Source organism: Gandjariella thermophila (assembly GCF_005405885.1).
Classification (GTDB): Bacteria; Actinomycetota; Actinomycetes; order Mycobacteriales; family Pseudonocardiaceae; genus Gandjariella; species Gandjariella thermophila.
The window spans coordinates 13698-32933 of record NZ_BJFL01000016.1 but is presented as its reverse complement, the minus strand read 5'-3'; the positions used below and the strand labels follow the sequence as shown (position 1 = coordinate 32933).

17 protein-coding genes are annotated in these 19236 nt (G+C 73.2%); 8 read left to right on the top strand and 9 right to left on the bottom strand.

Annotated elements, in window-relative coordinates; genetic code table 11:
• Positions 1-9 precede the first annotated feature (9 nt).
• Positions 10-1536, top strand: coding sequence for a VWA domain-containing protein (locus tag FFT21_RS16135; RefSeq protein ID WP_137814701.1), 1527 nt, complete (start codon positions 10-12; stop codon positions 1534-1536).
• Entirely contained in the window at positions 1533-2480 is a 948-nt protein-coding gene (gene mftM / locus FFT21_RS16130) for a mycofactocin oligosaccharide methyltransferase MftM (RefSeq protein ID WP_225978456.1), read from the top strand. The genes FFT21_RS16135 and mftM overlap by 4 nt, the downstream gene beginning before the upstream one ends.
• Before the next feature lie 6 nt (positions 2481-2486).
• Here mftM and FFT21_RS16125 read toward each other — a convergent pair whose 3' ends face one another.
• The 3 genes from FFT21_RS16125 to FFT21_RS16115 are packed head-to-tail and all read right to left on the bottom strand — an operon-like array spanning position 2487 to position 5838.
• Entirely contained in the window at positions 2487-3131 is a 645-nt protein-coding gene (locus FFT21_RS16125) for a MadR family response regulator transcription factor (RefSeq protein WP_137814700.1), read from the bottom strand.
• Positions 3132-3180: 49 nt separating this feature from the next.
• Positions 3181-4548, bottom strand: a complete 1368-nt coding sequence (locus FFT21_RS16120) for a MadS family sensor histidine kinase (protein WP_307722942.1) — start codon at positions 4546-4548, stop codon at positions 3181-3183.
• 12 nt (positions 4549-4560) lie between these two features.
• Positions 4561-5838, bottom strand: coding sequence for an iron-containing alcohol dehydrogenase (locus FFT21_RS16115; protein WP_225978455.1), 1278 nt, complete (start codon positions 5836-5838; stop codon positions 4561-4563).
• A gap of 288 nt (positions 5839-6126) precedes the next feature.
• Between FFT21_RS16115 and FFT21_RS16110 the strand changes: the two genes are divergently transcribed.
• The 3 genes from FFT21_RS16110 to FFT21_RS16100 all read left to right on the top strand — a co-directional run bounded on the left by FFT21_RS16110 (position 6127) and on the right by FFT21_RS16100 (position 8299).
• A complete protein-coding gene (locus FFT21_RS16110) occupies positions 6127-6717 on the top strand; it encodes a M73 family metallopeptidase (protein WP_137814699.1) in 591 nt (196 codons plus the stop codon).
• Positions 6714-7244 carry a signal peptidase I gene (locus FFT21_RS16105; protein WP_137814698.1) on the top strand — a complete coding sequence of 177 codons (531 nt, stop codon included), beginning with the start codon at positions 6714-6716 and terminating at the stop codon, positions 7242-7244. Before FFT21_RS16110 ends, FFT21_RS16105 begins: the two co-directional genes overlap by 4 nt.
• A 92-nt stretch (positions 7245-7336) precedes the next feature.
• A complete protein-coding gene (locus FFT21_RS16100) occupies positions 7337-8299 on the top strand; it encodes a dienelactone hydrolase family protein (protein WP_137814697.1) in 963 nt (320 codons plus the stop codon).
• A 24-nt stretch (positions 8300-8323) separates the two neighbouring features.
• Here FFT21_RS16100 and crcB (FFT21_RS16095) read toward each other — a convergent pair whose 3' ends face one another.
• From crcB (FFT21_RS16095) to acs, 3 genes are all read right to left on the bottom strand, one after another.
• Complete coding sequence (gene crcB, locus FFT21_RS16095) at positions 8324-8692, bottom strand: fluoride efflux transporter CrcB (RefSeq protein WP_137814696.1); 369 nt, start codon at positions 8690-8692, stop codon at positions 8324-8326.
• Entirely contained in the window at positions 8689-9234 is a 546-nt protein-coding gene (crcB, locus tag FFT21_RS16090; RefSeq protein WP_137814695.1) for a fluoride efflux transporter CrcB, read from the bottom strand. Before crcB (FFT21_RS16090) ends, crcB (FFT21_RS16095) begins: the two co-directional genes overlap by 4 nt.
• A 233-nt stretch (positions 9235-9467) precedes the next feature.
• Positions 9468-11438 (bottom strand): acetate--CoA ligase, encoded by a 1971-nt coding sequence (gene acs, locus FFT21_RS16085; RefSeq protein WP_137814694.1) that lies wholly within the window; start codon positions 11436-11438, stop codon positions 9468-9470.
• A 138-nt stretch (positions 11439-11576) separates the two neighbouring features.
• On the opposite strand from acs, the gene FFT21_RS16080 reads away from it, so the two are divergent.
• The 3 genes from FFT21_RS16080 (at position 11577) to FFT21_RS16070 (ending at position 15663) form a co-directional block, all read left to right on the top strand.
• Positions 11577-12707, top strand: coding sequence for a cysteine--tRNA ligase (locus FFT21_RS16080; RefSeq protein WP_137814693.1), 1131 nt, complete (start codon positions 11577-11579; stop codon positions 12705-12707).
• 67 nt (positions 12708-12774) lie between these two features.
• The gene (locus FFT21_RS16075) at positions 12775-13146 is read left to right on the top strand and encodes a hypothetical protein (protein ID WP_137814692.1); all 372 of its coding nucleotides are present in this window, start codon (positions 12775-12777) and stop codon (positions 13144-13146) included.
• A 126-nt stretch (positions 13147-13272) separates the two neighbouring features.
• Complete coding sequence (locus FFT21_RS16070; RefSeq protein WP_137814691.1) at positions 13273-15663, top strand: flippase-like domain-containing protein; 2391 nt, start codon at positions 13273-13275, stop codon at positions 15661-15663.
• A gap of 18 nt (positions 15664-15681) precedes the next feature.
• Here the strand turns inward: FFT21_RS16070 and FFT21_RS16065 are convergent, their stop codons facing one another.
• From FFT21_RS16065 to FFT21_RS16055, 3 genes are all read right to left on the bottom strand, one after another.
• A complete protein-coding gene (locus FFT21_RS16065) occupies positions 15682-16281 on the bottom strand; it encodes an HD domain-containing protein (RefSeq protein WP_137814690.1) in 600 nt (199 codons plus the stop codon).
• 75 nt (positions 16282-16356) lie between these two features.
• On the bottom strand, positions 16357-17460 hold the full coding sequence (locus FFT21_RS16060; RefSeq protein ID WP_137814689.1) for an NAD(P)H-dependent flavin oxidoreductase: 1104 nt from the start codon (positions 17458-17460) through the stop codon (positions 16357-16359).
• A gap of 76 nt (positions 17461-17536) precedes the next feature.
• Positions 17537-19174 (bottom strand): acyl-CoA synthetase, encoded by a 1638-nt coding sequence (locus FFT21_RS16055; RefSeq protein WP_137814688.1) that lies wholly within the window; start codon positions 19172-19174, stop codon positions 17537-17539.
• Between the last annotated feature and the right edge of the window lie 62 nt (positions 19175-19236).

Sequence of the window (19236 nt, the reverse complement as noted above, 5' to 3'; positions counted from 1 at the left end):
AGGGGCACCGTGGAAAGCGCCCTGCACCGGTTCGTCCGGCTGATGCGCCTGTTCGGCCAGCGGGTCTCGGTGGCTGAGGCCACCGACGCGATGCGTGCCGCCGCGCAGCCCGGGGTGCTCGCCGACCGGGACACCCTGCGCGCCGCGCTGCGCGTGACGCTGGTCAAGGACCGCCGCGACGCCGAACTGTTCGACGAGCTGTTCGACGCCTTCTTCACGCTGCGCCCGGTCATCCCGGACGGCACCGGGCATGGCCACGGCCACGAGCACGACGACCTGGCCGACACCGGAGAGCTGGAGTCCTACACCGTGTCCGAGGAACCCGCGGGCACCCCGCAGCAGGGCCACAGCCACGGCAAACCGGACGACATCCGGGACTACTTCGACGCCGAGGACCTCGCCGAGCGGTACAACCTGCACCAGGAGGCCAACAAGCTCGACCTGGCGTCCACCACCGACGAGATCGTGCTCGCCAGCGACGGTGCCGCGGGCACGCCGGACGGTGCCACCGTGCGACTGGAGACGGAGCGGCTGCACGGCGCCGGTGTCCCCGGGCAGCTCTCCCCCGGCACCGCGCCCCGGCTGGACACCGAGCTGACCGTGGCCCAGGAGCAGGCCCTGCTCGGCTGGCTGGACGACCCGTCCGGCGAGCCCGACGAGCAGGTGGTGGCCGCGCTGCGCCGCCAGCTCGCCGGGGTCGTCGCGAACCTTCCCGAGTTGCTGAAGCGGCACCTGGACCGGCTGGTGGCGCTCCGGCCCGAGATCGAGTCGCGGATCGTGGAACGAGCCCGCGCCGAGTCGATCGACGAGGACGACCGGCAGCGGCTGGAGCGAGCGCTGCGCCGGGTGGCCAGCACCATGCGCGGCGCGCTGACCAGCCGGAAGCGGGCCACCCCGCACGGCAGGGTGCATCCGGGCCGCACCATGCGCCGGAACATGCGCTACGACGGCGTGCCGTTCCGCCCGGTGACCACCACCCGCGCCGAGGACAAGCCGCGCGTGCTGGTGCTGGTCGACGTGTCGCTGTCGGTGCGCGCCACCGCCCGGTTCGCCCTGCACCTGGTGCACGGCCTGCAGTCGCTGTTCACCCAGGTGCGCTCGTTCGCGTTCGTCGACGAACCCGTCGAGATCACCGAACTGTTCGCCGAGTACCCGCTGGAGCGCGCGCTCGGGCTGGTCTTCGACGGGCTACCCGCGGGCGGGCTGCTCGACGTGGACGGCAACTCCAACTACGGCAGCACCTTCGAACTGCTGCTGTCCGAGTACGGCTCGGCGCTGAACCGGCGCACCACCCTGCTGGTGCTCGGCGACGGCCGGGGCAACGGCAACGACCCGAACCTGGACGGCTTCGCCGAGATCACCCGCCGGGTGCGGCAGACCGTGTGGTTGACCCCGGAACCCCGGTACTCCTGGCGGCTGGGTTCCTGCGACCTGCCGCGCTACGCCGAGTTCTGCGACACCGTCGAGGTGGTGGCCGACCTGGCCGGGCTGCAACACACCGCGCAGCGCATGTCCACGGCGGTGACCGGGCGGTGAGCGTCGGAGCCCAGGCCGAGGACACCGTGCCCGGGCCGGTGCGCCTCGCCGGCCGCGGTATCGACCCGCTCGCACCGTGCCCGCCCGGCCAGTACGCCGATCACCTCGTGGGTGTGGTGCGCGAGGACCCCGGAGTGCCGGACATCGTGCCGCCCGTGGTGCGCACCGAGCACTTCTCGCTGCGCCGCCGTGGCCGCCGCGTGGAGGTGAGCCACCGGTTGCCTCCGCGGCGGCTGGACAACGACCTGGCCGGGCTGCTCGCCGACGAGCTGTTCGCCCCGGGTTGGCTGTCCGGCCCGGACATCTTCGAGCGCGTCTTCACCGGGGTGGTACGGTCCTGTGTGGACGGTGCGTTGCCGGCGTGGGCCACCTTCTACGGCAACACGCTGGCCCGGATCCATGCGTGCTGGCGTGTTCCCGCGCCGGGTCGCGAGCACTCGTCGATCGCCGGGTTCGCCCCGGTCTACCGGCGCGCGCTACGGCTGGTGCCACCGGGTTCGGTGCTGGACCTCGGCTCCTGCTTCGGGTTCCTCGCGCTGCTGCTGGCCGAGCGCCCCCTGCACCGGGTGACCGCGTCCGACCTGTCCGCCGGATCCATGCGACTGCTGGAGGCGGTGGCCCGGATGCGCCGGGCCCGGCTGGACACGCTGGTCTGCGACGCGGCCCGGATTCCGCTGCCGGACGGCTCGGTGGACACGGTGACCGCCATCCACCTGCTGGAACACCTGGACGAGCCGCACGGCGACGCGGTTCTCCGCGAGGCCGTGCGGGTGGCCAGGCGGCGGGTGGTGGTCGCGGTGCCGTTCGAGGACGAACCGACCACCGCCTACGGACACGTCCGCCGGTTCGACCGCGCCGCGCTGACCCGGCTCGGCCGGCGCACCGGCCGCCGGTTCGCGGTGACCGAGCACCACGGCGGCTGGCTGGTGGTCAACGCCGGCTGAGTTCGGCTAGATCACCCCCATCTTGCTCGCCTCGTACACGGCCTCGGCGCGGCTGGCCGCGTCCAGCTTGCGCATGATGTTGCGCACGTGGAACTTGACCGTGGTCTCCGAGATGTACAGCCGCCCGCCGATCTCCCGGTTGCTCAGCCCGTGGGCGAGCAGTTCCAGCACCTTCTGCTCGCGCTCGGTGAAGGTCGGCTGCTCGGGACGAACCCGCACCGAGCGGACCATCGCGGCGGCCGAGCGGGAGTCGAAGGCGCTCTCCCCGCGCGCCACCGCCCGGATGGCCCGCACCAGTTCGGTGGTGTCCACGTCCTTGACCACGTAGCCGCGGGCGCCGTGCCGCACCGCGGCCATCACCAGGGCGTCGTCCAGGAACGTGGTGAGCACCAGCACTCCGACGGCCGGACACCGCTCGGTGAGCCGCGCGCACAGGTCCAGGCCCTCGCTGTCCTCGCCGGTGGACAGCTTCAGGTCCAGCAGCACCACCGAGGGCGTGGTGCGCCCGATCACGGCCATGGCCTCGCCCGCGGTGCTGGCCTCGGCGACCACTTCGAGGTCCGGCTCACGGTCCAGGACGGAGCGCAGCCCCTGGCGGACGATCGCGTGGTCGTCCACCAGGGCGATGCGCACGGCACGGTCGGTGGTCATCGCCCGCCCCGGGAGCGGGTCGGCCGGGTGCCGCGACGTGGCACGCGCATCAGGGGACCTCCTCGGTCGGCACCGGCAGCGGCACGTCCACCCGCAGCCGGATGCCACCCATCCGCGACCGGCGGATGGACAGCGCGCCACCCAGTTCCTCGGCACGGGCCAGCATGTTCGCCAGGCCGCGGTGCCGCCCGGAGAGGTCGCCGGCCCGGGACAGCCGCAGGGCGCGGCGCAGTTGTGCCGGCTCGCCGGTGCCGTCGTCGGAAACCGTCAGCACCACCACGTCCGGCCGGTACCGCAACCGCACCAGCGCCCGGCTGGCCTTGCCGTGTGCGGCGGAGTTGAACAGCGCCTCGCCGGTGAGCCGCAGGATGGACTGTTCCGCCGCCGGCGGCAGCGGCACCGGGTTGCCCTCCACCCGCACGTTGACCTCCAGGTCGGTGGGCAGGTGCACCACGGACAGCCGCTCCAGCATCGCCGGCAGCGGTCCCGGCTGCTCCTCCGAGGTGTGGTGCAGCGCGTAGATGGCCGCGCGCAGCCGCTCCACCGCCTGGCGGGTGAGGTCCTTGGCGCCGGCCAACCGGCCGGCGATGTCCGCGGCGGCGCCGCCCAGGCCGTCCAGTTCGGCCCGGCACACCTCGATCGTCATGCCGGCGGACAGCACGTACTGGGTGACGCTGTCGTGCAGTTCGCGGGCGATCCGGTGCCGCTCGTCGTCCAGCGCCTGGCGCTGCATCGCGCCGACCAGCCGCTGCTGCGTCTCGGCCAGTTCGGCGCTGCGCTCGGCGAGATCGCGGGCCTGCCGCTCGGCCGCCTGGGACAGTTGCTCGGTACGCCCGCGCAACCGGGCGGCGGCGTGGAACAGGTACGAGTTGTGCAGCGCGACGGCGGCCTGGTTGGCCAACACGCGCAGGATCGCCAGGTCGGTGGCGGCCACCTCGATGCCGGCGCCCGGGCTGGCGACGATCCCGCCGACCGGCTCGTCGTCCAGCGTCATCGGCGCCCGCACCCACCGGGGACCGCTGGCCGACGACTCCGCCTCCCACGGGCGGCTGCGCAGAACCTCGAGGTGGTCGCGCACCTCGTCCGGCAGCAGCCGCTCGTCCTCGACCAGATCGCCCGCGGTGAGCAGCAGGAACCGTGGTCGCGCCGCGCGCAGCGCGCCGTCGGCGATGGCCAGCAGCAGCCAGCGTGCCTGGAGGTGGTCGGCCGCCGTCCTGGCAACCGTCTCGACCAGCGTCCTCGGCCCCTCGGCGGTGCGCACCAGGGCGCGGGAGATGCCGTCCAGCGCCTGCACCGCGCGCGCCAGCCGCTCGGTGGAGCGCACGTACTCCGGATAGAAGGAGCGCTTTCCGGTACGCAGCCCGGTGAGCACACCGAGGTCGGTGGCCACCTGCGGGTCGGGCGCCGGCTCGGGCACGCGGGCCGCCTCTCACAGCGCCGCGCGGAACAGCGTTTCGATGTCCCGCGCGTCCGCGTTGCGTGGATTGGTGGCCAGGCAGGCGTCCTTGAGCGTGTTGCGGGCCAGCCGGGGCACGTCGTCCTCGGTGACGCCGAGCGCGGTCAACCCGCGCGGCACGCCCACCGCGTCGGCCAGGTCGCGCACCCGCTCGGCGAGTTCGAGCGCCACCTCCTCGGGTGGTACCGCGTCGGTGCGGATCCCCGCGGCCGCGGCCAGCGGCACGAACCGCCGGGGCGACGTCGCCGCGTTGAACCGGATCACGTGCGGGAGCAGCACGCCGTTGACCACCCCGTGCGGGGCGTCCAGCAGCCCGCCGACCTGGTGGCTCATCGCGTGCGTGGCGCCGAGGATGGCGTTGGTGAACGCCATCCCGGCCTCCAGCGAGCCCTGCGCCATGGCCAGCCGGGGGTTGGTCTCCTTCGGGCGAAGCTGGGTGCGCAGCAGGTGCCCGGTGATCAACTCGACGGCGTGCAGCGCATGGTTGTCGGTCAACGGGTTGTGCGCGCGGGACACGAACGCCTCGATCGCGTGGGTGAGCGCGTCCAGCCCGGTGGCCGCGTTCAGTTCCTCGGGCATCGTGGTGAGCAGCCGGGGATCGATCACCGAGATCTCCGGCACCAGGGTACGGCTGATGATGGTGATCTTGATGCGCGCGGCGGTGTCGGTGATCACGGCGAACTGGGAGACGTCCGCCCCGGTGCCGGAGGTGGACGGCACCATCACCGTCGGCGGAATCGGGTGCACCACCTTGTCCACGCCCTCGTAGCCGAGGATCCGGCCGCCGTTGCCGGACAGGATGGCCACGCCCTTGGCGGCGTCGATGCACGACCCGCCGCCCAGCCCGATGATCACGTCGCTGCCGCTGTCGACATAGCGTTCGAAGGCGGCCTCGATCTCATGGTCCTTGGGATTCGGCGTGACGTCGTGCCACACCACCGGGTACAGCCCGGCCTGCCGCAGGTGACCGACCGCCTCGTCCACCCAGCCGGCCTCGATTAGGCCCGGATCGGTGACCAGGAACGGGCGCCGCGCGCCGACCCGAAGCGTGCAGTGTCCCAGTTCGGCCAGCGAACCCGGGCCGAAGACGATCTCCGGCGCGTGGAACTTGGCGAGATGCGCGCGCTCCGCCGCGTGGGTGGTGTCCACCGGTTGCGGTCCCAACAGCTCGCGCGGTCCGTCCGCACCGCACCAGTCGGCGCCGAACCAGTCGCCGTCGGTCATCGCGGTGCCTTCCAGCAGCAGGGGCACGGGGACCTCCCGACCTCCGACTACGGTGAGCCAGGCTACAACGCGGCCCGGTTACCTCACGCGCAAGCGACCGTCATTCGTGGCAGCTCACGGTAATACGCGCGGAGGGGGCCGGCACCGTTCTTCGCGGTGCGCCGACCTGTCCGATCGGTCAGGTCCGCGCACCCCGGCAGGGCGGTCGAGGGTCCTCGAACGGGTGGACGGCCCGCGCTCGCCGGGCGCGCCTCTCCCCTCCCCGGCCAGGATGTTGACGCGACGCTGGGAACGGAACTTCCACGGGGGCCGCTGATGACGAGGCGTTCCTGGCTGAACGCGATGATGCGGGTGCTGCCGGTACCGCTCGGCCTGGTGCTCAGCGGCGCCCTAGTCTGGGGCGCGTCCTACGCCGACTGGACCGGCAACACCAGCAACGCCGGTAACAAGTGGTCCTCGGGATCCCTCGGCCTCGCCAACGACAGCCGGGTGCCGATGTTCAACGTCGAGAACATGAAGCCCGGCGACTCGGGCGCGAACTGCATCGTGATCAAGTCGAACGCCGACTTCCCCACGGCGCTGAAGCTCTACAGCTCCTCGCCGAACTGGCCCACCAACTTCCAGTCCTTCGTGGACCTCAGGATCGAGGTGGGCACCGGCGGCCGCTTCGGCGACTGCGCCGGCTTCTCGCCCTTCGACACCGCCTTTGTCGGCACGCTGGACACCTTCCTCGCCCTGCACACCGACTTCCGCACCGGCGTGGGCCCGTGGACGCTGCCCGGGAAGCCGCCGAACGCGCTCAGCTTCCGCTTCATCTGGCGGTTCAGTCCCGACGCGCCCAACGGCGCGCAGAGCGTGGAAACCAACGAGGTGACGTTCAGCTGGGAAGCCCACGAGGCGCGGTGAGCGACCACGCGCCGGGCGGTCCACCGGCTCCACGAGCATGGCCCGGCGCCCGCGAGGTCGTCTCGAGCCTCGCCCGGGTCGTGCTGGGCGCGCTGGCCGGGCTGCTGCTGTGGGCGCAATTGCCCGTGCTGACGCTGGGCTGGGCGGCGACCGTGGTGCAGTCCGGGTCCATGCGTCCCGCCCTGCTGCCCGGCGACGTCGTGCTCTACCAGCCGCTGCGCGGCCGGGTGCCGGCCGTCGGGCAGATCGTGCTGGCCCACGACCCCGGCAGGCCGGCGGACCTGCTCACGCACCGCGTGGTCGGGGCGCGTGGCGACGAGGTGATCACCAAGGGGGACGCCAACTCCACCCCGGACCCCACCCCGCTGCGGCTCTCGGCCATCCAGGGGGTGGCGCGGCTGCGGGTGCCCTGGGTGGGGCTGCCCGTCCGGCTGTGGCGTGCCGGGCGGCGGCTGACCGCCGTTGTCGCCACGCTCGCGCTCGCCGTCGCGCTCGGTCTCGCCGCCCGGCCGCCGCGCCGGCGCTGACCGTGATTGGCGCGCGCCGGTATGGGCGGGTGAACTGGTTGGCGGCGTCCCGCGTCCCCACCGGCACCAACCACGGCAGGACCGGAGGTCCGATGACAGAGTTCGAGCGGTACGTGATCGAGGAACACGTCGAGGACTTCAACGACGGGCTGATCAGCCGGCGGGAACTGCTGCGCCGCGTCGGCCTGGTCACCGGCAGCGTCGCCGCCGCGGCGGCCCTGCTGGAGACGATGGGCTGCGGCACGCGGCCGACCAGCACCCCGCCCGGGCCGAGTTCCCGCGCCAGCAGCGTGCCCCGGGACTTCGCCACCCCACCGGCTCAGCCGACCCGGGACGGGGTGACGGTGCGCGAGGACGACCCGCGGATCAGGGTGACGCCGTTGCCGGTCACCGGCACCGACGGCGCCGCGCTGATCAGCTACCACGCGGCGCCGGCCGGCCGGCAGCCGGCGGGCGGCATCCTGGTGGTGCACGAGAACCGCGGCCTGGTGCCCCACATCAAGGACGTGGTGCGGCGGGTGGCCACCGCGGGTTTCGCCGCGCTCGCCGTCGACCTGCTGTCCCGCGACGGCGGCGCCGACCGGCTCAGCGACCCCGCGGCGTATGCGGCCGCCCTGGCCAGGCGGCCGGTGGACGCGATGGTGGCGGACCTCCGCCAGGCGCTGGGCGCGCTCTCCGCTTCGGGTGTCGGCGGCAGCCTCGGCATGACCGGCTTCTGCTTCGGCGGCGGCATGGTGTGGAACGCGCTGGCGGCGGGCGTCGACGTGCGGGCCGCGGTCCCGTTCTACGGTCCGGCTCCGAGCGACATCGCCGGCCTGGCCAGGACCAGGGCGGCGGTGTTCGCGGTCTACGCGGAGCGGGACTCGCGGATCACCGCGTCCCGGGACACCGTCGAGGCAGCGCTGAAGAAGACAGGTCGGCCGTACCGGATCGTCGTCTACCCCGGCGTCGACCACGCGTTCCACAACGACACCGGCCCGCGGTACGACGCCACCCAGGCCGAGGCGGCCTGGATCGCCGCCGTCGAGTGGTTCCGCCAGTACGTGCCGGCCTGACCCCCGGACCGGGGCCGGGCGGCCTCAGCCGGCGAGCGCGCCCACGACGGTGTAGCCCAGCAGCGTGGCACCGATCCCGGCGACCACGCTGACCAGGACGTTCGCCCCGGCGTAGAAGTAGGCCCGCTCCTCGACCAGCCGCAGCGTCTCGTAGCTGAACGTGCTGTAGGTGGTCAGCGCGCCGCAGAAACCGGTGCCCAGCACGGCGAACGCGGAGCCGGGCAGCGCCCGCCCGGCGCCGGCCAGTGCGCCCAGGATCAGGCAGCCGGCGACGTTGACGGTGAGCGTGCCCCACGGGAACACGCTGTCGTGCCGGCTCTGCACGGTGCGGTCGGTGAGGTAGCGCAGCGGCGCGCCGGCCATGGCCCCGAGGAACACCCACAGGACGGTCACCGCGGCTCCGCTCCCGCCGCCCCGACGGTCTCCACCTCGGCCGGGATCACCACGTCCTCGGTGGCCGCGCGTGGCACGCCGGTCACCCAGCGGGTCAGCCCGACGCCGGCCAGCACGGCCAGCAGCGCGCACACCGGGGTCGCGACCAGGTAGCCGAGCGCCGTGGCCACCGATTCGGGCCGCAGCAGTTCCCGCACCTCGACGGCATAGGTGGAGAACGTGGTGAAGCCGCCGAGCACACCGACGCCGAGGAACGGCCGCAGCAGCCGGTGCGTCGACCAGACGTCGCTGATCAGCACCATGAGCACGCCGATGAGGAAGCAGCCCAGCACGTTGACGGTGAAGGTGCCCCACGGGAACCGGCCAGGAACGGTGGGCAGGACCTGGGACATCCCGTAGCGGGCGAGGGCGCCGGCGCCGCCGCCGAGCGCGATGACCAGCAGCACGGCACCGTGGGTGCGGACCAGTTCCCGGCGCTGGTCGGGGATGTGCAGATCGACGTCCGGATCGACGGCGGCGTGAACACGCACGTCGCTGTCCATGGGTGAGCCTCCTACGTGAGCCCGACAGCATCCATCAGGTTCAGTAGGGACCGTTGGCGGTGTGCGCACCGCGGTTCTCCCGCGCTGGGAAGCGGCGAGCCCCACCGCCGCGATCGATTCAGTGCTTGTTCCTGGACGCCCGCCGCGATCGCGTCGCAGGATCGGTCCGGTTCCGGAACAGGCCGCCAGACTAGCGCAGCCGGACCCGCGCGGTCCCGGCACCGTGCCCGGGGTCACTCGGCGTCGCCGTGGCGCGGGTCCGGAAGCCGCTGCCTGATGAGGTCCATCACCGAACTGTCGGTGAGGGTGGTGACGTCGCCGAGTTCCCGGTGCTCCGCCACGTCGCGCAACAACCGCCGCATGATCTTGCCCGACCGGGTCTTGGGCAGTTCGGGAACCACGAGGATCTGCCGGGGCTTGGCGATCGGACCGATCTGCGCCGACACGTGCTCGCGCAGCCGCCGCACCACGTCCTCGCCCGCGGTGTCCTCGCCGCCCGCCCGGGGGATGACGAACGCCACGATGCCCTGCCCGGTGGTCGGGTCCGGGGCACCCACCACGGCCGCCTCGGCGACCCCCGGATGGGACACCAGCGCGGACTCGACCTCGGTGGTGGAGATGCGGTGCCCGGAGATGTTCATCACGTCGTCGACCCGGCCGAGCAGCCAGATGTCGCCGTCGTCGTCCCACTTGGCGCCGTCTCCGGCGAAGTACACGCCGGGGAACCGGGACCAGTAGGTCTCCCGGTAGCGCTGGTCGTCGCCCCAGATGGTGCGCATCATCCCCGGCCACGGCTCGGTGAGCACCAGGTAGCCGGCCGCGTTGCGCCGCGGCAGCTGCCTGCCCCCCTCGTCGTAGATCTCCGCGGCCACGCCGGGCAGCGGCCGGGACGCCGAGCCCGGCTTACCGTCGTGCACCCCGGGCAGCGGGCTGATCAGGATGCCGCCGGTCTCGGTCTGCCACCACGTGTCCACGATCGGGCACCGAGCGCCACCGATGTGCTCCCGGTACCACACCCACGCCTCCGGGTTGATCGGCTCGCCGACGGTGCCCAGCAGGCGCAGCGAGGACAGGTCGAACTCGCGCGGGATGTCCTCACCCCACTTCATGAACGAGCGGATCGCGGTCGGCGCGGTGTACAGGATCGACACCCGGTACTTCTCCACCAGTTCCCACCACCGGCCGCGGTGCGGCGTGTCCGGGGTGCCCTCGTAGAGCACCGAGGTGGCACCGTTGGCCAGCGGGCCGTAGACGGTGTAGGAGTGGCCGGTCACCCAGCCCACGTCGGCGGTGCACCAGTACACGTCGGTGTCCGGCTTGAGGTCGAACACCGCCCAGTGGGTCCAGGCCACGAACGCCAGGTAGCCGCCGGTGGTGTGCAGGATGCCCTTCGGCTTGGCCGTGGTGCCGCTGGTGTAGAGCACGAACAGCGGATGCTCCGAGGGGAACGCCGCCGCGGTGTGCTCGGCGGGCTGCCGGTCGACCTCCTCGTGCCACCACCGGTCCCGGCCGGCCACCCAGTCGACGTCCTGGCCGGTGCGCCGGACCACCAGCACGTTTCGCACCTGCGGGCACTCCTTCAGGGCGGCGTCCACGTGCACCTTCAGCCCGCTGGGCGCGCCGCGCCGGTAGCCGCCGTCGGCGGTGACCACCACGCGGGCGTCGCAGTCCTGGATCCGGCCGCGTAGCGCCTCGGCGGAGAAGCCGCCGAACACCACGGTGTGCGGGGCGCCGATCCGGGCGCAGGCCAGCATCGCGACCACCGTCTCCGGGATCATCGGCAGGTAGATGGCCACCCGGTCGCCCGTGCGCACACCAAGGTCGGTGAGCGCGTTCGCCGCCTGGCACACCTGGCGGTGCAGGTCGGCGTAGGTGACGGTGCGGGTGTCCCCGGGCTCGCCCTCCCAGTGGAACGCGACCCGGTCACCCCGGCCGGCGGCCACGTGCCGGTCCACGCAGTTCTCCGCGACGTTGAGCCGGCCGCCGACGAACCAGGTGGCGAACGGCGGCTGCCACTCCAGCACCCGGTCCCACCGCCGAGCCCAGGACAGGCGCTCGGCGGTGCCCGCCCAGAAGCCCAGCGGGTCCCGCTCGGCGTCGCGGTAGACGTCCGCGGTGACGTTCGCGGCGCGGGCGAACGCCGCCGGCGGCGGGAACCGCCGGGACTCGCGCAGCAGGTCGGCGAGCGTCGCGTCCTCGCTCATCACGGACCCTCCTCACGTGTCCCCGAGGCGTCCCTGACCCACTGTTCCCGGCGCCCACCGGCGTCGATAAGGCACAACGGCCCACATTCCGGTCATCACGGGCGTGCTCGCCGGGATGTCCGGCGTCACACTGGGCGCATGGGTGAGAGCCGGGGGATCGCCCCGCCCGGCGCGGTGGTGATCGGCGGCCGGAGGATCGCGCTGCTGGACCGGGCACGCGTCTACGCCTGCGGGATCACCCCCTACGACGTGACCCACCTCGGCCACGCGGCCACCTTCGTGTGGGTCGACGTGCTCGGCCGGGTGCTGCGCCACCTCGGCGTCGAGCCCGACATCTGCCGCAACGTCACCGACGTGGACGACGTGCTGGACGCGGCGGCCGACCGCGCCGGGTCGCGCTACGACACGTTCGCGGCCATCCAGCAGTTCGAGTTCCAGCGCGACATGGCCGCGCTCAACGTGCGTGTCCCCAGCTATGAGCCACGCGCGCACAGCTACGTGCGGCACGTCGTCCGGTTGGCCGCCGGGCTGCTGGACGCCGGCGCCGCGTACGTCAGGCGCGGCAGTGTCTACTTCCGCGGCCGGGCCGTGGCGGACCGGGCCGGCCTCGACCATGCCGAGGCGGTGCGGCTGTCCGCCGAGTACGGCGGCCGGCCGGACGACCCGGCCAAGGACGACCCGCTGGACGTGGCGCTGTGGCAGGCCGCCGAACCGGGTCACCCCGCGTGGGACTCGCCGTGGGGACCGGGCCGGCCCGGCTGGCACGCCGAGTGCGTGGCGATGGCTCTGTCCGTCTTCGGGCTCGGCGTCGACGTCCACGCTGGCGGCGCCGACCTGCGGTTCCCGCACCACGCCTACCACGCCGCCATGGCGGAGGCGTTCACCGGCGTGACCCCCTACGCCCGCGCCTGGCTGCACGCCGGCACGGTCACCGTGGGCGGCACCAGGATGGCCAAGTCCGCCGGCAACCTCGTGATGCTCGACGACCTGCTGGCGGACCACCCCGCGGGCGCGGTCCGGCTGATGATCCTGGACCGGCCGTGGGCGCAGTCCTGGGACTACACCCCCGAGCGGCTCGCGGCCGCGACCCGCCGCCTGGAGGACCTCTACCGGGCCGCCGGCCGCACCACGGAGGTCGGCGCCCCAGCCGTGGCGGAAACCCGGCGGCGGCTCGCCGGCGACCTGGACGTCTCCGGGGCGCTGGACGTCGCCATCGACGCCGGTGGGGCACCGGCCCGCCTGCTGGCCACCACCCTCGGGCTCACCTGAAACGCGTAACGGTTACTCCGTTCGGGCGTTAGGTAGGGCAAGCGTCACCGCGACACAAGGGAGCGGAATGGCATCAGGTGCGGGCCGGCCGGCGGTGTTCATCGTGCTCGCGACCGGCCTGGCGGTGGCGTTTCTCGGCACCGGGACACTGTGGGCCAGCCGGCTCCCGCCGCCGCACCCGATCACCGTCCCCGCCACCGCCACCACGCCCACGACGACCTCGGCGCCGGTGGAGCAGGAGGTCACCGTCGTCACCCCACCGACGACCCTGCCGCCGCCAACCACACCGCCGCCAGCCGCCCCGGCCACGACTCCCGGACCTCCGCCGGTCACCGCGCCACCCGGGGTGCCGACGCTGGTCACGCCGCCGGACTGGCCGCCGCCCCGGCCGTCGACCTCCCGCCGGTGCAAGGGGCACCCGGACGGCAACTGCCCCTGACCGGCTGGCTGGTCGGGCGCGGCCGCCACCGCATCGCCCCACCGGGCGTGACGTGATCAGCGCCGCCGTCGGGCACACTGGGACGTGCCGACCTACCCGAACGATGGCGAGCCGAGGACTGGAACGGTGGGCGAGCGGCCCGCGATGGACCAGCCGGCGGCCGCGGTGGCCGAGCATGCCCCTTCGACGATGTCGATCGGACGGCATCCGCGCGACGTGGTCGTGCTGCTCGGTGCCGCCGCCGTCGTCGTGCTGTGCGCGCTGGTGGCCCGCTCCGGTGCGATCAACCCCGTCGAGGTGGCGATCTACCAGCAGGTGCAGCGCATTCCCGCCGCCTCCACCATGGTGTGGCGGGTGCTCACCTGGCTCGGCGGCTGGCCCGGGATCGCCGTGGTCGCCGCCGTGCTGCTGTATTTCCGGCGGTTCCGGCTCGGCCTGCAGTGCGCGGCGGCCGGAGCGTTCGCCTGGGGACTCACGGTGGTGGTGCGCGGCGCGGTCGGTGGGCGGTCGGTGCCCGGCTGGCTGCTCCAGCCTGCCGAGCCGCACCTGCCGGCGGTAACCGGCTTCCTCTTCCCCGCCGGGCACCCCGCGGTCGCCGCGGCGATGGTCGCGGTCGCCGCGCCCTACCTGAAGGCCCGCCACCGCGGGGTGGCCTGGGCGGTGGTGGTGCTGGTCGCCGCCGCGGACGTCTACCTCGGCAACAACCTGCCGCTGGGCGTCTTCGCCGGGGCGTTCCTCGGCTGGGGCATCGGCGCGATCTTCCACCTGGTGTGGGGCGCGCCGGGCCGCCGGACGTCCCAGCCGGTGGTGTGCCGGGCGCTACGCGACGCCGGCCTGGTGCCGGCCGAGGTGGTACCGCTGCGGGAACACCTGACCGGGCCACTGGAGTTCGCGGTCACCACCGCCGAGGGCGACCGGCTGCGGGTCGAGGTGGTGCGCCGGATGCATCGCCGCGCCGGCCCGACGTACCGGCTGCGCCGGCTGCTGGCCTCCCTGGAGGTGGAGGACGAGCCACCGCTGTCCACCACCTACCACGAGGCCGAGCACGAGGCGCTGGTCACCCTGTTCGCGGAGCGTGCGGGGCTGCGCACCCCGCCGGTCGTACTGGCCTGCGACACCCGCGGCTCCCCGCTGCTGGTCCGCCGGCAGGTCGAGGGTCGCCGGCTGACCGAGCTGCCCGCCGAGGAGATCGACGACACGTTGCTGGACGCCATCTGGGCGGAGATCGCCACCCTCGGCAGGGCCAGGATCGCGCACCACGACCTGCGCGCGAAGAACTTCCTGGTGGACACCCGGGGCCGGCCGTGGGTGCTCAACCTGACCTTCGGCCGGATCGGCGCCACCCAGGCGCGCGTCGCCCAGGACGTCGCCGAGGCGCTGGTGTCGCTGGCCTCGATCGTGGGCGTCGAACGGGCGGTGGCCAGCGCCTGCCGCGCCCTCCCGGTGGAGATGCTCGAACAGGCGCTGGAGTATCTGCAGCCGCTGGCCCTGCCCCGCCGGATCCGGTCCCAGTTCGGCCAGGATCGCTACCTGCTTCCCGACCTGCGGGAGACGCTCGCCGAGCGGACCGGCCGGCCGATCCCCGGTTTCCGCGCGCCGGTCCGGCCGCGGACGGTGGTCACGCTGCTGCTGTTCGGTGCGGCGGTCTACACGCTGCTGCCGCAGCTGTCGAGCATGCGCGCGGTGGTCGACTCGCTGTGGCGGGCCAACTGGGTCTGGCTGGTCGTGGCCACGGTGACCGGGCTGGTGGCGATCGTGCCGGCGGCCATCTCCGTGCAGGGGTCCAGCCCGACCCCGCTGCCGTTCTGGCGCACCACCGTCGTTCAGGTCGCGGCCGCGTTCACCGGGCGCACCACGCCGGGCGGCATCGGGTTCTTCGGCATCAACATCTCGTTCATGGAGCGGCTGGGCGTGCGCCGGTCCCAGGCGGTCGGGGTGACGATGCTGAACCTGTCCGCCACCGGCGCGGTGGGGGTGGTCTGGTGCGTGCTCGGCGCGCTCGGTGTGGGCAGTCTGGGCCTGCTGCGCGGGGTGTCCATCCCGCACGGCTGGCCGGTCCTGGTGGGGGTCGGCGGGGCGCTGGTGGTCGCCGGCGCGGTGCTCGGCTCACCGTTCGGCCGCCGGCACTTCAACCGCACCCTGCTGCCGGTGCTGCGGGACCTGCTGGACACCGTGAGACAGCCGGTGCGCGCGCTGCAGCTGTTCGGCGGGGCGGCCGCCTACCTCGGGATCTCCGGGCTGGGCCTGGCCACCAGCCTGGCCGCGTTCGACTCGCACGTGCCGTGGCTGGCGGTGCTGGTGGTGTTCGTGGTCGGCCAGACGCTGGGACACATCGCCCCGATCCCCGGCGGCCTGGGCGCGGTGGAGGCGCTGATGGTCGCCGGCCTGACCGCGCTGGGCATCCCACCGACGGCGGCCGTGGCCGCGGTGCTCGCCTCCCGGCTGCTCACCTACTGGCTGCCGGTCCTGCCCGGTATCGCGGCCTTCCGCTACCTGCAGCACCACGGCATCGTCTGAGCCGGCGGCACGTTCGGTTCACTCGCGGAGCAGGCCGGCGGCGATGGCGTCCCGCCGGATGCTGTGGTACAGCTCGGTCAGCGTGGCGCTCACCCCGACCCGGGGAAGCTGCAGCGCGTCCAGGTCGGCCGCGGCGGCGTCCACATCGGACCATCCCTGGCCGGTGAGGTGGCGCAGCAGCGCGGGGTTGAGCCGGTCGACACCGCGGACCAGCCGGGCTTCCAGCGTGGTGGCGGACTCGTACTCGTGCCACAGCCGGAGGAACTCGCCACCGAGTTCCTCCGGCAGCGTGCCGAAGATACGCCGCGCGGCCGCGTCCTCGGCCGCCCTCTTGACCCGGTCGTCCCCGTGCCACGCGGAGATGTCGCCAACCTCGATCTCCACCAGGTCGTGCATCAGGCACATCTTGATCATCCGGGTGAGGTCGAGTGCGGTGCCGAACTCCCGCTCGAACTCGCCGTGCAGTACCCAGCAGACCAGCGCCAGGTGCCAGGAGTGCTCGGCGACGGACTCCCGCCGGCCGGGCACCGCCTCGTTGTGCCGGCTCACCTCGCGCAGCCGCGCCGAGTAGCGGACGAACTCGAACAGCGCCGCCCTGTTCCCGCTCGCGTCGGCCACGTTCCGCTCCCGCCATGTGTGTCCCTGCCCGTGCCCCCATCACACGCGGCACCGGCCCGGAACGCCACCCCGGCACTAGCGCAGCTTGTCCAGGCGGGCGAAGGTTTCCTCAGTTTCGCGGAGCAGGGTGGCCATCACCTCGGCGACCGGGCGGACCTCGTTCATCCGGCCGACGATCTGACCCACCGGCATGGACACCACCTCGGGGTCGCCGGCTCGCATCATCCGCTGGTGTGCCTCGCTGACCAGCAGGTTCTGCAGCGGCATCGGCAGCGGTTCGGGGGCGTCCGGCTCCGCCCACGCGTCGGTCCACTTCGTCTTCAGCAGCCGCGCGGGCTTGCCGGTGTAGATGCGGGAGCGCACCGTGTCGCTGGAGGACGCGCCGAGCAGGGCCTGCTGCACCGCGGTGTCCGACGCGGTCAGCTCGTACTCGCTGGTGGTCAGCCAGATCGACCCGGTCCAGGCGCCCACCGCGCCCAGCGCGAGCGCGGCGGCGACCTGCCGGCCGGTGCCGATGCCGCCGGCGGCCAGCACGGGTGCCCGGTCGCCGACCGCGTCGACGATCTCCGGGACCAGCACCATGGAGGCGATCTCGCCGGTGTGCCCGCCGGCCTCGTAGCCCTGGGCGACCACGATGTCCACGCCGTTGTGCACGTGCCGCCTGGCGTGCTCGGCCTTGCCGGCCAGCGCGGCGACCAGCAGGCCGTACTGGTGCGCCTGCTCGATGACGTCCACCGGCGGGGAGCCCAGCGCGTTGGCGATCAGCTTCACCGGGTGGTTCAGCGCGACCTCCACGTGCGAGCGGGCCACCGAGTGCAGCCAGCCGAGCACGCCCGCGCGCGCGGCCTCGTCCTCGGGCAGCGGCGGCACCCCGAGCCTGGTGAGCGTGCGGTCGACGAACTCCCGGTGCCCGGCCGGGATCAGCGAGTCCGGGTCCATCCCCGCGACCTCGGTGGGCACCTTGGCGGGCATGACCACGTCCACCCCGTACGGCCGGCCGTCGGTGTGGGTGTCCATCCAGTCCAGCACCCGGTCCAGTTCGGCGGCGTCGTTGAACCGCACGCAGCCCAGCACGCCGAGCCCGCCCGCCCGGCTGATCGCGGCCGCGACGTGCTCGGACGGGGTGAAGCCGACGATCGGGTGCTCGATGCCGAGCGTGTCACACAGGGCCGTACGCATCGTGCCTCCTTGGCCGCCAGTGGTTTCGCTGCGTGCCGCGGCTTGAGTCGGCCAGGGAAATCGGCCGGCGGGCGGGTCAGGCGCGGCCGGTGGCCGCGGGAGCGGTGTCGTGGGTGGCCTGGTGTTCCCGGGTGAGCCGCTGGGCCCAGCGGTAGTCGGCCTTGCCGCTCGGCGTGCGGGTGATCTCGTCGACCACCCACAGGCTGCGTGGGGTCTTGTAACCGGCGATCCGGGTGCGCACGTGCGCGTCCAGGGCGGCGTAGTCCAGGGTGTGCCCGGGCCGCGGCTGCACCACCGCGGCGACCCGCTGACCGAGCCGGTCGTCCGGCACGCCGACCACCAGGGCGTCGAAGACGTCCGGGTGGGACTTCAGGGCGCCCTCCACCTCGTCGGGATAGACCTTCTCCCCGCCGGTGTTGATGCACATGTTGCCGCGGCCCAGCAGGGTGATCGAGCCGTCGGCCTCCACCCGGGCGAAGTCGCCGGGGGTGACGTAGCGCCTGCCGTCGACCTCGACGAACATCGCCGCGGTCTTCTCCGGGTCCTTGTAGTAGCCGAGCGGGACGTGACCGCCGCGGGCCAGCCGACCGACCAGCCCGGACCCGGGCTCCAGCGGGCGGTTGTCCTCATCCAGCACCACGGTGTCCCGCCCCGGGTTGACCCGCACGCCGCCGGAGAAGTCCGCGCCGCGCTGGAGCATGCCGATCCCGGCGAACCCGCTCTCCGAGGAGCCGACCGCGTCGGTGATCACCACGTTGGGCAGCGCGTCCAGGTACTGCTCCTTGACGCTCGGCGAGAACAGCGCCCCGGTGGACGAGACCGCCACCAGGGACGACGCGTCGTAGCCACCGCGGTGGTAGGCCTCGATCAGCGGCCGGGCCATGGCGTCGCCGACGATGGCGAGCACGTTCACCCGGTGCCGCTCGATGGCGCGCCACACCTCGTCGGCGTCGAACCGCGGGGACAGCACCACGGTGCCGCCGCTGAACAGGCTCTGCAGGCTGGCCCACTGGGCCGCGCCGTGGATCAGCGGGGCGAGCGGGAAGCGCACCAGTACGCCGCCGTTCGCGCCGTCGCGGGCCTGTTGCCACTCGTCGGCCAGCGGTTCACCGGTGAGGAAGTCGATGCCGCCGCCGAGGGTGCGCCACACGTCCTCGTGCCGCCACAGCACGCCCTTGGGATAGCCGGTGGTGCCGCCGGTGTAGAGGATGTAGACGTCGTCCGGGCTGCGCTCGCCGAAGTCCCGCGTCGGGGACGCCCCGGCCAGCGCGTCCTCGTAGGCCACGCCGCCGTAGCCGGCGAAGTCCTCGGTGGACTCGTCGCCGACGACCAGCACCTGCTTGAGGTTGGGCACGCCGGGCAGCACCTCGGCGACCAGCGGGGCGTACCGGCGCTCGTGCACCAGCGCCACCAGGTCCGCGTTGTCGAAGACGTATCGCAACTCGTTCTGCACGTACCGGTAGTTGATGTTCACGGCCACCGCGCGGAGTTTGTAGGCGGCCACCATCGCCTCGATCGCCGCGATGGAGTTCCGCGCGTACACACCGATGTGCTCGCCCGGCCCCACCCCGCGTTCGGCCAGGTAGTGAGCCAACCGGTTGGTGCGCTCCTCGAACTGGGCGTACGTCACCCGGCGCTCGCCACAGATGACCGCGACGCGGTCCGGAACCAGATCGACGGCGTGCTCCACCAGGTCCGCGATATTGAGTGCCACGTCCCAAAACTAGAACATGTTATTGTCGAGGACAATCCCTGAGGCGGCTTGACCTTCCGCCG

Coding starts and splice junctions, on each gene's coding strand:
- FFT21_RS16125 (WP_137814700.1), bottom strand. CDS start 3,131: ATGACCACCGACCGTGCCGTGCGCATCGCCCTGGTGGACGACCACGCG.
- FFT21_RS16110 (WP_137814699.1), top strand. CDS start 6,127: ATGACGAGGCGTTCCTGGCTGAACGCGATGATGCGGGTGCTGCCGGTA.
- FFT21_RS16100 (WP_137814697.1), top strand. CDS start 7,337: ATGACAGAGTTCGAGCGGTACGTGATCGAGGAACACGTCGAGGACTTC.
- crcB (WP_137814695.1), bottom strand. CDS start 9,234: ATGGACAGCGACGTGCGTGTTCACGCCGCCGTCGATCCGGACGTCGAT.
- acs (WP_137814694.1), bottom strand. CDS start 11,438: ATGAGCGAGGACGCGACGCTCGCCGACCTGCTGCGCGAGTCCCGGCGG.
- FFT21_RS16080 (WP_137814693.1), top strand. CDS start 11,577: ATGGGTGAGAGCCGGGGGATCGCCCCGCCCGGCGCGGTGGTGATCGGC.
- FFT21_RS16075 (WP_137814692.1), top strand. CDS start 12,775: ATGGCATCAGGTGCGGGCCGGCCGGCGGTGTTCATCGTGCTCGCGACC.
- FFT21_RS16060 (WP_137814689.1), bottom strand. CDS start 17,460: ATGCGTACGGCCCTGTGTGACACGCTCGGCATCGAGCACCCGATCGTC.